The organism is Methylobacterium organophilum (genome assembly GCF_022179465.1).
Classification (GTDB): domain Bacteria; phylum Pseudomonadota; class Alphaproteobacteria; order Rhizobiales; family Beijerinckiaceae; genus Methylobacterium; species Methylobacterium organophilum.
In genome coordinates, this window is record NZ_BPQV01000002.1 from 323,687 (window position 1) to 336,375 (window position 12,689).

Annotated in this window: 13 protein-coding genes; 3 read left to right on the forward strand and 10 right to left on the reverse strand. The window is 70.8% G+C overall.

Translation table 11 applies throughout. The annotated features are described in order from the left end of the window. Positions 1–4 precede the first annotated feature (4 nt). Together MFF21_RS04175 and MFF21_RS04180 are read right to left on the reverse strand one after the other, a co-directional pair. Positions 5–1,015 (reverse strand): WD40 repeat domain-containing protein, encoded by a 1,011-nt coding sequence (locus tag MFF21_RS04175; protein ID WP_238309943.1) that lies wholly within the window; start codon positions 1,013–1,015, stop codon positions 5–7. A 25-nt stretch (positions 1,016–1,040) separates the two neighbouring features. Continuing rightward, complete coding sequence (locus tag MFF21_RS04180) at positions 1,041–1,703, reverse strand: YoaK family protein (protein ID WP_238309944.1); 663 nt, start codon at positions 1,701–1,703, stop codon at positions 1,041–1,043. 156 nt (positions 1,704–1,859) lie between these two features. On the opposite strand from MFF21_RS04180, the gene MFF21_RS04185 reads away from it, so the two are divergent. Then, complete coding sequence (locus MFF21_RS04185) at positions 1,860–2,291, forward strand: response regulator (RefSeq protein WP_238309945.1); 432 nt, start codon at positions 1,860–1,862, stop codon at positions 2,289–2,291. Between the two features lie 39 nt (positions 2,292–2,330). Continuing rightward, a complete protein-coding gene (locus MFF21_RS04190) occupies positions 2,331–2,696 on the forward strand; it encodes a photosystem reaction center subunit H (RefSeq protein ID WP_238309946.1) in 366 nt (121 codons plus the stop codon). 156 nt (positions 2,697–2,852) lie between these two features. Here MFF21_RS04190 and MFF21_RS04195 read toward each other — a convergent pair whose 3' ends face one another. The 7 genes from MFF21_RS04195 to MFF21_RS04225 form a co-directional block, all read right to left on the reverse strand. Then, a complete protein-coding gene (locus tag MFF21_RS04195) occupies positions 2,853–3,506 on the reverse strand; it encodes a DUF2939 domain-containing protein (RefSeq protein WP_238309947.1) in 654 nt (217 codons plus the stop codon). Positions 3,507–3,540: 34 nt separating this feature from the next. Further along, positions 3,541–4,080 carry an RNA pyrophosphohydrolase gene (locus MFF21_RS04200; RefSeq protein ID WP_238309948.1) on the reverse strand — a complete coding sequence of 180 codons (540 nt, stop codon included), beginning with the start codon at positions 4,078–4,080 and terminating at the stop codon, positions 3,541–3,543. Between the two features lie 86 nt (positions 4,081–4,166). Next, entirely contained in the window at positions 4,167–5,381 is a 1,215-nt protein-coding gene (locus tag MFF21_RS04205) for a divergent polysaccharide deacetylase family protein (RefSeq protein WP_238309949.1), read from the reverse strand. A 175-nt stretch (positions 5,382–5,556) separates the two neighbouring features. Then, complete coding sequence (locus MFF21_RS04210) at positions 5,557–6,879, reverse strand: S41 family peptidase (RefSeq protein ID WP_238309950.1); 1,323 nt, start codon at positions 6,877–6,879, stop codon at positions 5,557–5,559. Next, positions 6,879–8,249: a murein hydrolase activator EnvC family protein gene (locus MFF21_RS04215; RefSeq protein WP_373324917.1), complete on the reverse strand. Its 1,371-nt coding sequence runs from the start codon at positions 8,247–8,249 to the stop codon at positions 6,879–6,881. Before MFF21_RS04215 ends, MFF21_RS04210 begins: the two co-directional genes overlap by 1 nt. A gap of 2 nt (positions 8,250–8,251) precedes the next feature. After that, a complete protein-coding gene (rlmH, locus tag MFF21_RS04220; RefSeq protein ID WP_238309951.1) occupies positions 8,252–8,743 on the reverse strand; it encodes a 23S rRNA (pseudouridine(1915)-N(3))-methyltransferase RlmH in 492 nt (163 codons plus the stop codon). 76 nt (positions 8,744–8,819) lie between these two features. Then, positions 8,820–9,446 (reverse strand): 2-hydroxychromene-2-carboxylate isomerase, encoded by a 627-nt coding sequence (locus MFF21_RS04225; RefSeq protein WP_238309952.1) that lies wholly within the window; start codon positions 9,444–9,446, stop codon positions 8,820–8,822. 207 nt (positions 9,447–9,653) lie between these two features. Here MFF21_RS04225 and MFF21_RS04230 point away from each other — a divergent pair, with 207 nt between their 5' ends. Further along, entirely contained in the window at positions 9,654–10,895 is a 1,242-nt protein-coding gene (locus MFF21_RS04230) for an argininosuccinate synthase (protein WP_238309953.1), read from the forward strand. Between the two features lie 83 nt (positions 10,896–10,978). Here the strand turns inward: MFF21_RS04230 and MFF21_RS04235 are convergent, their stop codons facing one another. Further along, complete coding sequence (locus tag MFF21_RS04235) at positions 10,979–12,586, reverse strand: ankyrin repeat domain-containing protein (protein ID WP_238309954.1); 1,608 nt, start codon at positions 12,584–12,586, stop codon at positions 10,979–10,981. Positions 12,587–12,689 lie beyond the last annotated feature (103 nt).

The following is a 12,689-nucleotide window of genomic DNA, read 5'->3' on the forward strand; positions in this document are numbered from 1 at the left end:
GGGCTCAGCCCGGCAGGGTCAGGATGCCGGCCTGGCCATCCCCGCAGCCGAAGGCGAGGCGGCTGCCGCGGGCGTCCCAGGCGAGGGCCGAGACGGCGCTGCCCCGCACGGCGGGGCGAACCAGCAGCTCCGAGGCGTCGGTGAAGCGCACGAGCAGGATGCAGCCGTCCTCGTAGCCGACGGCGAGCACCGGCGCCTTGGGATGGAAGGCGACGCGGGAGACCCGGGCCGGGCGCACGCCGCATTCCCGCGGGGCCTTGCCGGTCGGACCTTCCTTGGAATCGAAGGGCCAGATGATCGCGGCCTCGGCGCCGCTCGTGGCGAGCCAGTTCCCGTCATGCGACCAAGACAGGGAGCGGACCTTGGCCGGGTAGCCGGACATGCGCATGTGGCCGCGATCCGGCTGCAGGCGCCAGCCATGCAGGGCGTTCTCCTGCATCGTCGAGACGACGAACCGCCCGTCGGGCGACCAGGTGACGTCGAGATGCGAGCCCTTCCACTCGACGAGCTCGGGATCGGTCTCGAGATTCGGGTACCAGAGGCTCACGCCGTTGTAATGCGCCACCGCGAGCCGGTAGCCCTTGGGTGCGAAGGCGAGGCCGCGGGCCGTGGTCGGCACGGTCAGGGTGCGCTCGCGGCCCTTGGCATCCCGCGCCGTCACCGTCTTGCCCGCCGACCAGGCCAGGGCGCCGTCGGGATGCAGGGCGATCGCGTCGATCCAGGCCCCCCCCTTGGCCGCGCCGAGCTCAGCGCTCTCCCCCGAGGCGTCGGTGGCGACCACGCGGCCGTCGTCGCCCCCGGTCACGATCCGCGTCGCGTCGCCCGCGCTGACCAGGATGCCCGCCTCGGGATGGGCCGGCGCCGTCTGCTGCGCGCCGTCGCGCAGGAGCAGCACGCCCCCCTCGGCGCGTGCCAGGGCCAGCGTGTCCTTCAGCCAGCAGGCGGCGGCGACATGGGTGCCGGCGTCCACGGCGGTGACGTAGGTGGTCAGGGAGGGGGCGGCGCTGGCGCTCATGCGGCGGAGGACCTTCTCGGGGGCGTCAGGACGTGGGTCGCGGGCGGCTTAGCAGAGTCACGACCCCGGCGGCCACGGCAAGGAGAGCGGTCAGCACGGCGGGGATCGCGAGCGCGGTGATGTCGAGATGTCGATGCGCGACCGTTCCCGCAACCGCGCCGAGGAGCAGCGACAGCCAGACGACGCAGTCGCCGACCCAACCGAAGCGCGGCCCCTGGCCGGCGAGCGCGAGGGCGAGCTTCTGCCCAAAGGCGAACAGGGCGCCGGTCACGAAGGTCGTGCCGGCCCGGAAGCCCTGGACCTGGGCCAGCACCGCGTTCTGGCTGCCCATGGCCAGGGCCAGGAACAGCGAGGCGATGCCGATATGCGTGGCGGCCTCCGCCGCGGCGAAGGCGGCGCAGAGCGCCAGCGCCTCAAACAGCAGGATCGCCGCGCTCGACCAGCGCGCCGGGGCCAGGGCCGTGAGCGCGCCGCCGATCACCGAGCCGAGCAGGAACACGGCGATCAGCAGGGTCGGCAGCACCGCCGCGCCGGCATCCGAATGCCCAGCCGCGACGGCGAGCTGCGTCGTGTTCCCGCTCATGAGCGAGGTGTAGAGGCCGCCGAGCCGGATGAAGCCGAGGGCGTCCACGAAGCCGGCCAGGGCCGTGAGCAGCACGCCGAAACCGATCTGCCAGCGGCGGCTCATCGGGCCGCGCCCCCCGGGCCGCGACGGTTAACGGTCCGTTGACCATTTCGGCGCAAATCGAAGCAAACGCGGTGAACGCCGGTCCGCGAGGCCTCGTTGGTCCTGCGATCCGGAAGCTGAGCCGTTGCTCTTCTCCGGGTGAGTAGGAGTAGCGTCATGATCCCCTTCGCCTGCGCCCCCGCCGCCTTTCCCGTCTTCCGCTACGACGGCCAGATGGACACGGTCCTCGTGGTCGAGGACGAGATGGCCGTCTGCGAGCTGGCTGCCGAAGCACTCTCCGACGAAGGCTATCGCGTGCTCACGGCCGCGGATGCGAACGAGGCGGAGGCGATCCTGGAGGGAGAGCGCGTGGACCTGCTCTTCACCGATATCGATCTCGCCCGCAATACCAATGGCATAGCCCTCGCCCACAGCGCCCGCCGGCGCCGCCCGGACCTGCCCGTGGTGTATACCTCCGGCGGCTGCGGGAGCCTCCTGCCGAACCAGGCCGTTACGCAATCCGTGTTCGTGCCGAAGCCCTATCGGCCGAGCGACATCGTCGCCCTGACGAACGGGATCCTCGGGCGGTCGGAGCGCCGCCCGGCCTGAGGGTTCCGCCCCTCCAGCGGTTCCCGGAGCCCTTCACCGATGCGCGCCCTTCTCCTGACCCTGCCGATCCTCGTCGCCGCCTGGCCGGCCCACGCGGCTTGCGACGTCAAGGATGCGAAGATCGAGGAAGCGATCGCGGCCAAGAAGGAGCTGCGGGACGCCGAGAACAAGCAGATGGTCCGGGATCTGCGCACCCTGCGCGACGCCGCCATCGTGCTCGACAGCTACAAGCACGGCGCCGAATGCGAGCGCCTCGTCGCCATCGTGAAGGCGCTCATCGCCAATCCCGAGAAGTCGATCGAGCAGAGCGGCGACACGGACGAGGAGAAGGCGGAGGAGGTCGAAGAGGCCCGGGAGCCCAAGGCCCCCGCCGCGGTCGCCCCGGCCGAGAAGGCGCCCAAATAGGGCGCCCCGCAGGGCGTCCGTCCGATCGCCTCAGCGCCGCGCCCATCTTGCGTGCGAGAAACAAGCCAGAACACCGCCCTTTTCCGAAGGGCCGTGTCGCCGGATTGCTGCAGCTCCGCCCGCGACGACGGGGTGATGGGCTGACTGGGCGCGTCCTCAGCGCTTCTCGGGCTCTGGATCGTGCTCCGGCGGCGCGTCCGCCTGAGGCCTGCGATGGGAACCCCGCGTGTGCGTGACGCGGGCGAGGGCCGCCGCGATCTGCTGGCGCAGGGATTCCGACAAGTCGATATCGACGAGCCGCCAGCTGAAGCCGCGCAGGCGCAGGCGCAGGCGGAACTGGTCGTCGCGCGGCGCCCGGGGCGGCACCGCGATCACCGTGGCCCGGAACCCGCGCATGTCCGAGGCGGTGTAATAGGTCGTCAGCGCGCGCAGGTTCGGGATCGAGAGGGCGGGGCCGGCGGGCCGGTCGCCCCCCGGCAGGTCCAGGCCCTGCGGCCAGCCATCCTGCAGCAGATCGATCACCATCTGCGGCGTCACCAGTGCATCGACGATCGGCGTGGCGAGGGCGACGGCGGCATCCGCAAGGCGCTGTTGCTCGCGGCTCTCGCTCGCGGCGGCATTCGCCCGGATCGTCGCCGCGAGCTGCCGGGTCAGCGACAAGCGCAAGGTCCGGAAGTTCACATGGCGCTCGATGTAGTCGACGTCATGGGCCTGCACGGCCCCGGCGAGCCCATAGAGGGCCCAGAACGGCGTCAGCGTGTAGGCGAACCAGCCGAGCGTGAGGACGATGGGAATCGACCACCAGCGCATCACGACATCCGGACGGCAGAGGGAAGGACGGTGTTCACGCCGGGCTGCGCCAGCCGGCGAGCCCGGAAAAGGCCGCGACGACCCCTTCGTAGACCGCTCGCTTGAACGGCACGACGAGCCCGGGCAGCGTCTCAAGCGGCGCCCAGCGCCAGGCCTCGAATTCGGCGGCGTGCTGGCCGCCGCCGGGAGCGGCCACGTCGATCTCGTCCTCCGCGCCGGTGAAGCCGAAGGCGAACCATTTCTGCTTCTGCCCGCGGTAACGGCCGATCCAGGAGCGCTTCATCACATCCGGGGGCAGGTCGTAGGCCAGCCAGTCGCTGGTCTCCCCGAGGAAGGTCACCGAGTCGGAGGAGACATTGGTCTCCTCGTAGAGTTCGCGCAGAGCCGCCTCCCGGGGCGCTTCGCCCTCGTCGATGCCCCCTTGCGGCATCTGCCAGGCATGGTCGCCCGTCTGGCGGCTGCGGTGCCCGATGAAGACGAGGCCATCGCGGTTGAACAGCGTGATGCCCACACAGGGCCGATAGGGCAGGCCGGCCGCGGCGCGGCCTTCGGGGATTCGGGCAAACTCACTCATGAGCGGGACCATAGGCCGTCGTTTTGCTCGACGGCAACGCGGGGCGGGTGCGTTGGGAACAAGGCTCCCTGCGCTTGTCGCTGGGCTCAGGGCGCAGCGCTCGACAGGCGGGTGCCGGTGCCGGCGGCGCGCAGAGCCGCACTCACCGGGACGAGCCGGATGCCGCGGGCCTCGAGCCCCTCCGCCCAGCGGGCGATACGGTCGATCGTCATCGGCAGGGCGGCACCCGAGGCGAGCGCCAGACCCTTCTTCCGGGCCAGCTCCTCGAGCTTGGCGAGTTCGCGGTCGATCGCCTCGGGCCGCGGCTGCGCGTCGAGGACGAGATCGGCCCGAGCCGCCGGCACCTTGGCCCGAGCGGCCAGGGTCGCGGTGAGCGAGCGCGGCGAGGTGCCATCGTCGAAATAGCCGAGCCCGCGGGTGCCGATCTCCTTCAGCACCGGCTCGAAGGCCGCGGCGTCGCTCGTCAGCCGGGCGCCCATGAAGTTCACCACGCCGACATAGCCGGTGAAGCGGCTCATGGCCCAGGCGAGCCGGTCGAGATTCTCCGGCGGCCGCGAGCTCGCGAGCAGCGTCTGCGGCCCGGGATCGCTGTCGGGGTAGTCGAACGGCTCCATCGGCGCGAGCAGGAAGATCTCGTGGCCGGCATCGCGGGCGCGGGCAGCGGTCTTCTCCAGGTCGGCGCCGTAGGGGGCGATGCCGAGGCTGACAGCGGAGGGCAGCCGCGCGATCGCGGCAACCGTCGCGGACTGCCCGACGCCGAGGCCGGAGACGAGGATCGCGATGCGGGGACCGTTGCCCCCCTCGGCATCGGGCCGGGCATAGACGTCGAGGGGACGCAGCCGCCCCTCGCCCAGGCGGGGCATCGGCCCATGCCGGCCGCGCTCGACGATGCGCGGATCGGGCGCCGCGGCGAGGCGCACCTGCGGCGCGTCCGGAACGCGGATGATGACGGGGCCCTCGGGGGCGGCGGCGCCCTCGGGCCGGTGCACGGTGACGCCGGAGGCCTGTTCCACGTCCCGGGCCGAGGACAGGTTCGCACCCGGCTTGCCCGCGCCGGCCGCGGAGGCGACGGTCTCCCCGGCAGGGATGGCCTCGCGGATCTCGATCGCAGCCGTAGCCCGAGGCTCGCCGCCGTGCGGATCGCCGAGCAGCGCCAGGGCGACCACGAGAGCGACGAGGCTGCCGCCGGCGAGACCCGCGACGAGCGTCCCGGCATGACCGGCGAGCACGAAGCGGCGGCGCGCCTTCGGCGGCTCAATCCCCAGCGGCCGGGTCAGGATATCGTCGGAACTCTCGTCCACCCGTCTTCTCGCACCCGTCTTCCGGCAAATCTGCGATTCCCGGGACCGCGAGCTTAGGGCGCTTCTGAAACGGAATCGGCCCGCAGCGTCGGTCTGAGCCGACATTGCGGGCCGTCATGGTTAATCTTTCCCTAAAGGCCGGGCGCCCTGCGGTGCCCCGCGTCGAGAAAGCGCATCAGTTCTGCGTGGCGGGCTTCGTCACGTTGGCGGCGCCCTTCTGGATGCCGTGCAGGAAGTCCACGGCAGCGATGAGCTGCTTGTCCTTGGCCGGGTCCGGCGGGATGTAGGCCGAGGAGCCGCCGCGCTCTTCCGTGTCCTTCTGCTTGAGGTGGCCCTTCAGGCCGGCCTCGCCCTTGGTCTCGTCCTTGCCCTTCAGGTCGTCCGGCACCTCCTGCAGGACCTCCTGATCCGGCTCGATGCCCTTGGCCTGAATCGAGCGGCCGGACGGCGTGTAGTAGCGCGCCGTGGTCAGGCGCAGGGCGCCCTGGCCGCCGAGCGGGATGATCGACTGCACGGAGCCCTTGCCGAAGGAACGGGTGCCCATGATGGTCGCCCGCTTATGGTCCTGCAGGGCGCCGGCCACGATCTCCGAAGCCGAGGCCGCGCCGCCATTCACAAGCACCACGATCGGCTTGCCCTTGGCGAGATCGCCGGCCTTGGCCGAGAAACGCTGCGTCTCGTCCGGATTGCGACCGCGGGTTGAGACGATCTCGCCCCGGTCGAGGAAGGCGTCGGAGACCATCACCGCCTGGTCGAGCAGGCCGCCCGGATTGTTGCGCAGGTCGAGCACGTAGCCCTTGAGCTTGTCGTTGCCGATCTCGCTGGAGAGCTTGTCGATGGCGGTCTTCAGGCCGTCATAGGTCTGCTCGTTGAACTGGGTCAGGCGCACGTAGCCGACGTCGCCGCCCTCGACCTTCGAGCGCACGGGGCGGATCTTGATCACGTCGCGGTTGAGCGTGACGTCGATCGGGTCCTTGGCCTCCTTGCGGGTGATCTTCAGTTTCACCGCAGAATTGACCGGGCCGCGCATCTTGTCGACGGCCTGGTTCAAGGTCATGCCCTGCACCTGGTCCTCGTCGATCTGGGTGATGATGTCGTTGGCGAGGATGCCGGCCTTCGAGGCGGGGGTGTCGTCGATCGGGGAGACGACCTTGATCAGGCCGTCCTCCATCGTGACCTCGATGCCGAGGCCGCCGAACTCGCCGCGGGTCGTGGTCTGCATGTCGCGGAAGGCCTTCGCGTCCATGTAGCTCGAATGCGGGTCCAGCGAGGTCAGCATGCCGTTGACCGCGGCCTCGATCAGCTTGGCCTCGTCGGGCTTCTCCACGTAGTCGGTACGCACCTTCTCGAACACGTCACCGAACAGGCTGAGCTGCCGGTAGGTCTCGGCGGAGGCCGCGACCGCGCTGGTGCCGGAGAGCAATTGCGTCTGGGTCGCGACCACCGACCCACCGACGCCCAGGACCGCGCCGAACAACACGAGGGAAATCTTGCGCATTACCCGCGGACCTTCTCGCTGGGGCTCTTCGCCCACCAAGGCTCCGGATCGATGGAGCCGCCGTCTTTTCTGAACTCGACGTACAGGACGGGATCGCCCCGATCATCGTCCCTCGATGACGCACGCGTCGTTGGAGCCTGCGAAACCTCCGCCGATCCGCCGTCACCCATCGTCGCCACAGGCTCACCCGCCAGCACGAACTGCCCGACCTCGACGCTGATCTGGTCCATGCCGGCGAGCAAAAGATAGTAGCCGTCGCCCGCGTTGATGATCAAGAGACGGCCATAGGACCGGAAGGGTCCGGCAAAGGCCACCCAGCCATCCGCGGGAGAGGCGACGACCGCCTTCGGCCGTGCCCGGAGCGAGATGCCGCGGGTGGTGCCGCCATTCCCGTCGGGCTGGTTGAAGCCGCGGGCGAGCACGCCGCTGACGGGCCTCGGCAGGTCGCCGCGCAGTTCGGCGAACTTGATCTTCGGCGCGAGGCGGGCCGGATCGCGGGTGCCCGCGGCAGCGAATTTCTCCTGCGTCGCCCGCGCCTCCTTCTCCTGCGCCGTCCTGGCCGCCTCCTCGGCGCGGCGGACGGAGGCGACCTGGCCCTCCATGCGGTCGACCAGATCCTTCAGGGACTTGGCCTGGACGCCGAGTTCGGCACTGCGCTGGCGCTCGGCCGCGAGGTTGCTCTCGACTTCGGCGAGCCGCGCCTTGCGGGCGGTGACGAGGGCGTCGAGCCGCTGGCGCTCCGCCGCCCAGCCGGCGAGATCGTTCTTCAAAGCTTCGCGATCGGAGGCGATCAGCCCGCGCACCCGCACCAACTCGGTCAGGTCGCCGGCAAGCGTCTCGGCCTCCCCCCGCAGTTCCGGCACCACTGCGCCGAGCAGCATCGAGGTGCGGATGACCGCGAGCACGTCCTCGGGCCGCACCAGCACCGCCGGCGGCGGGCGCCGGCCCATGCGCTGGAGCGCGGCCAGCACCTCGGCGATGACGCCGCGGCGGGCATCGAGCGACTTGCGGATCGCCGCCTCGCTGTCGGTGAGCGTGCGCAGGCGCTCGTCGAGGCGGCTCATCCGGTCCTCGGTCGCCTGGGCCTGGCGGGCGGCGTCGAGCAGGGCGGTGTTGAGCTTGGCCCGGTCGCCGGCGATCGCCGCCGCTTCCTTCTCCATGGCGGCGCGGCTTCCAGCGCTCGCGGCGAGCGCCTCCTCGATCTGCTTCAGGCTCTCGGCGCGCCGGTTCCGCTCCTCGGTGGCGCGCTGGATCGCCTCGGCAGGGGCGGGGGCCTCCTGCGCCGCGGCCGCCCCGGCCAGGGCCGCGCCCGCGCAGAGGAGGCCGGCCGCGAGGAGCCGGCGCGGGGATGTCGAAGACCGGAGATGCACCCTCAAGGCTCGCCGCGGTGATAGGGATGACCCGCCAGGATCGTGAGCGTCCGGTACACCTGCTCCAGGGCGAGCACGCGCACAAGGCCATGGGGCAGTGTCGCCGCCCCGAAGGCGAGAATGAGGTCGGCGCGTGTCCGAACGGCGTCGTCGAGGCCGTCCGCGCCGCCGATGGCGATCGCCAGAGCCGGCTTCGAAGCATCGCGCCAGACCCCGACCCGCTCCGCGATGCGCTCGCTGGAGAGATCGGAACGCCCGCGCTCGTCATAGGCGATCAAGGCCGCCTCCGCCGGGACATGGCCGAGGATCGCCGCCGCCTCCTCGGCGCAGCGGTCGGGGGCCCGCCGCGCCCGGCTCTCCGGAATCTCGACGAGGTCGCAGGCGGAGACGCCCAGGCTTTTGCCCAGGGCGAGGGCACGCTCGCGATAGCGGGTGGCGAGGTCGCGCTCCGGGCCGTTCTTGAGCCGGCCGACGGCGACGAGGAGAAGACGCAAGGGGAGGGCTGTCCGGATTATCGCTGACCGCACGCCCTTAGCACGAGACGGCTTTTCGTCTCTCGCGCAGCGTGGTCTACCGCAAGCCCCCCGGACGGTCCCCGGCGGCCCAGGCCAGCGCCTGCTCCAGGCGGTCGTTGCCCCAGAACAGTTCGCCATCCTCGGTGAGGAAGCTCGGGGCACCGTAGATACCCCGGGACCTCGCCTCCTCGCCCGCCACCTTGAGGCGGGCCTTGTTCACCTCAGAGGTCGCAGCCTTGAGGATCGCCGGTCCGTCGAGGCCGAGGCCGTCGAGGATCGCGGCCACGGCCGAGGGTTCGGCGATGGAGCCGCCCCTGGCGAAGGAGGTGGCGAACACCGCCTTCGAGAAGGGCACCAGCCAGTCGAAATCGCTGCCGTAGATCGCGGCGCGGGTGGCGGCGAGGCTGTTCTGCGGGAACGGGTTGGGGCGCGTCACCGGCGGCAGACCGGCCCGGGCCGCCTCCCGGTCAAGGTCCCGCCACATGTTGCGGCCCTTGGCCGGGTACAGATTGAACGGCGAGTTGTTCCAGCCCTGGGCCAGGAAGATCGGCCCGAGCAGGAAGGGCCGCCAGCGTAGGGCGACGCCGGCCGCCTCGGCGAGGGCCTCGACGCGCATCGCCGCGAGATAGGAGTAGGTCGAGGCGAACTCGTACCAGAACTCCAGGGTCGGGCGGCGCGGCATTCGTCAAAGCTCCGGGATCGAAAGTGACACTACGCAGAACCCACCGCGAAGGTTCATCCGCGACAGCCATGCTTTCCGAGGAGGGCAGCCTCGCGCGACCGCGCGCCGTCCCTCTCCTGCAAGCCGGCAGGGCGCATGCGGTTGCGCGGGGCGCAACTCCGCTGTTAAGCGACGCGGCATCCCGGCCGCTGAACGAAGCCTTCCCCGATGTCCGCTCCCTCCGCTCCCAAGTCCGTCAAGAAGGTCGTGCTCGCCTATTCGGGCGGCCTCGACACCTCGATCATCCTCAAGTGGCTGCAGACCACCTATGGCTGCGAGGTCGTGACCTTCACCGCCGATCTCGGCCAGGGCGAGGAGCTGGAGCCGGCCCGCAAGAAGGCGGAGCTGCTCGGCATCAAGCCGGAGAACATCTTCATCGAGGATCTGCGCGAGGAATTCGTCCGCGACTACGTCTTCCCGATGTTCCGGGCCAACGCGGTCTACGAGGGCGTGTACCTGCTCGGCACCTCGATCGCCCGGCCGCTCATCGCCAAGAAGCAGATCGAGATCGCCGAGAAGGTCGGGGCCGATGCGGTCTGCCACGGCGCCACCGGCAAGGGCAACGACCAGGTTCGGTTCGAGCTCGGCTACTACGCCCTCAAGCCCGACGTGACGGTCATCGCCCCCTGGCGCGAATGGGACCTGCGCTCCCGCGAGCAGCTCATCGCCTTCGCCGAGCAGCACCAGATCCCGATCGCCAAGGACAAGCGCGGCGAGAGCCCGTTCTCGGTGGATGCCAACCTCCTGCACGCCTCCTCGGAGGGCAAGGTGCTGGAGGATCCGGCGGTCGAGGTGCCGGACTACGTCTATTCCCGCACCCTCTCGCCGGAGGAGGCGCCCGACCAGCCGACCGTGATCACCATCGGCTTCGAGCGGGGCGACGCGGTCTCGATCGACGGTGAGGCGCTGTCGCCGGCCACCCTGCTCGCCAGGCTGAACGAGCTCGGCCGGGCCAACGGCATCGGCCGGCTCGACCTCGTCGAGAACCGCTTCGTCGGCATGAAGAGCCGCGGCATGTACGAGACCCCCGGCGGCACCATCCTGCTGCCGGCCCACCGCGCCATCGAATCGATCACGCTGGACCGCGGCGCCGCCCATCTGAAGGACCAGCTCATGCCGCAATACGCGGAGCTGATCTATAACGGCTTCTGGTTCTCGCCGGAGCGCGAGATGCTCCAGGCGCTGATCGACAAGAGCCAGGAGAAGGTCACCGGCACCGTGCGGCTGAAGCTGTACAAGGGCGGCGTGCACGTGATCGGCCGCGAGAGCCCGCATTCCCTCTACGACCAGGACCTCGTCACCTTCGAGGAGGGCGCCGTCGCCTACGACCACCGCGACGCGGCCGGCTTCATCAAGCTCAACGCGCTTCGGCTGCGGACACTCGCCCAGCGCAAGAAGCGCGAAGGCTGAGTTCGCGCGCGGATGCTCTCCCCTCGTCCCGCTCGCGGGCGAGGGGAGGCACGCCCGCCTTTTTCAAGCGATCTGAAGCGGGTTCATCCCTCCTGCTCCGTGACCCCGAGCAGAATCTCGGTCACCGCATCGGAGAAGGACCGTAGGCGCCCGTCGTGCACCACACCGCCGGAGCCCGCCGGGTCCCGGCTTGCGGCGGGCATGCCGTGGGCGAGTAGGGCCTCGGCGCATCCCGCCCAGTCCCCGCCGTCCTCGGGTTCGTTGAGGGAAGCCCAGGACAGGGTGCCGCTCACGTCGTCGCCGTAGCCATGGCGTTCCCGCCAGTCGGCGCCGTGCTCCAAGAGAAAGCGGGTCAGCCCGGCATCGCCCCGAAACACCGCATGGTTGAGGGCCGAGCCCTGCCAATCCCCGCCCGGGATCGCGACCGGCCAGCCGAGCCGCACCATCAGCCGCACGGCCTGCCCGCAGCCGAGCGCGGCGAGCTCGGGCAATTGCCGCAATTGCACCTCGGACAAGGATCCCGGTAGATCCGGTTGGAGGGATCGGATCCGCTCCGCGGCCGCCCCATCCCCCGCCGCGCAAGCGGCGAGAAAGCGCTCCGGGTCGGACATCGCCGCCGCCGCACCGGCCTGCTCCAGGCGGGCGGCGACCTCCGGCAGGCCGAAACGCCGCGCCAGGACAAGGGCGCCGGTGCCGTCCGGCGTCCGCGCGCTCGGATCGGCCCCGGCGGCGAGCAGGGCCTCGACATGGGCCAGAGACCGGCGCCGCCGGATCGCCCAGAGCAGGGGCGTGCCCCAGGCCGAGGTCGGAAGGCCCGGCGGCGACTCCTCCGGATCAGCCCCATGCGCGAGCAGCAAACGAAGCGGCTCGGCATCGGCGAGGTCGAGGGCACGGTAGAGCGCATTGGTGCCGGCAACGCGGGCGCCCGCCTTGAGGAGCAGCCGGGTGCACTCCGGTTCCTCCAGAGAATGATACAGGGATTCCCCGTCATTCGGGTTCGCCCCCGCTTCGAGGAGCAGGCGCGTCAGTGCGGGATCACGGTTCTGCCCGGCCGCGCCGTAGAGGGCCGAGAGCGGCGTGCCCGGCGCACCGCCCCAGCGGCTGGGAACGGCCTGATCCGGATCGGCTCCTGCCTCGAGCAGACGCCGCGCGCAGGCGATCAATCCGTCGCGGTAGCGCGGCAGCCGCAGCAGGCTCGAATGCGTTACGGCCACGAGGGGCGGCAGGTTCAGTGGCCCGCCTGGGCGATGGACCCAACCGGGATCCGCATCGATCGCCGCGTGCAATACGGTCTCCTGGCCGACGGCGCAGGCGAGAGGGGCTTCGCCGGCGAGGAAACCCGGATCCTCCTCGATCAGACGCGCCGCCGCGGTGGGACTCGCGCGGCCTATTCCTCCCGCGATGTCGCCGGCATAGGCGAGGCGCAGCCATTCCTGAATCCGGCGTGCGGGGTCGGCAGCCCAGGCGCGGCGGGCCAGGACGAAGCGGGCCAAGTCCGGCCAGGACGGGAAGCCATAGGCACGGGCGAGGGCGAACTGCGCCGCATGAAGCCGCAGATCCGGCTCAGCACCGCGGGCGGCGTCGCGAAAGAACGCGCGGGCGGAAGCGTCGCCCGCCCGAGCGCGGGCGAGCAGGCCCTTGGCCTGCCGTTTCAGATGGTCGAGATCGGGCTGATCGGGGAGCCGCTGCATGGAACCTCCGTGCATGAAGCGCCGATGACCCGCATCTCCGGCTGCACAAAGGTCTGCTGTCGTCGAAAACTCGGCGGCAAGTGGGCTCAACCCTTCCCGCGGG

Coding starts and splice junctions, on each gene's coding strand:
- MFF21_RS04235 (WP_238309954.1), bottom strand. CDS start 12,586: ATGCAGCGGCTCCCCGATCAGCCCGATCTCGACCATCTGAAACGGCAG.
- MFF21_RS04180 (WP_238309944.1), bottom strand. CDS start 1,703: ATGAGCCGCCGCTGGCAGATCGGTTTCGGCGTGCTGCTCACGGCCCTG.
- MFF21_RS04175 (WP_238309943.1), bottom strand. CDS start 1,015: ATGAGCGCCAGCGCCGCCCCCTCCCTGACCACCTACGTCACCGCCGTG.
- MFF21_RS04210 (WP_238309950.1), bottom strand. CDS start 6,879: ATGCGCAAGATTTCCCTCGTGTTGTTCGGCGCGGTCCTGGGCGTCGGT.
- MFF21_RS04185 (WP_238309945.1), top strand. CDS start 1,860: ATGATCCCCTTCGCCTGCGCCCCCGCCGCCTTTCCCGTCTTCCGCTAC.
- MFF21_RS04190 (WP_238309946.1), top strand. CDS start 2,331: ATGCGCGCCCTTCTCCTGACCCTGCCGATCCTCGTCGCCGCCTGGCCG.
- MFF21_RS04200 (WP_238309948.1), bottom strand. CDS start 4,080: ATGAGTGAGTTTGCCCGAATCCCCGAAGGCCGCGCCGCGGCCGGCCTG.
- MFF21_RS04195 (WP_238309947.1), bottom strand. CDS start 3,506: ATGCGCTGGTGGTCGATTCCCATCGTCCTCACGCTCGGCTGGTTCGCC.
- MFF21_RS04230 (WP_238309953.1), top strand. CDS start 9,654: ATGTCCGCTCCCTCCGCTCCCAAGTCCGTCAAGAAGGTCGTGCTCGCC.
- MFF21_RS04225 (WP_238309952.1), bottom strand. CDS start 9,446: ATGCCGCGCCGCCCGACCCTGGAGTTCTGGTACGAGTTCGCCTCGACC.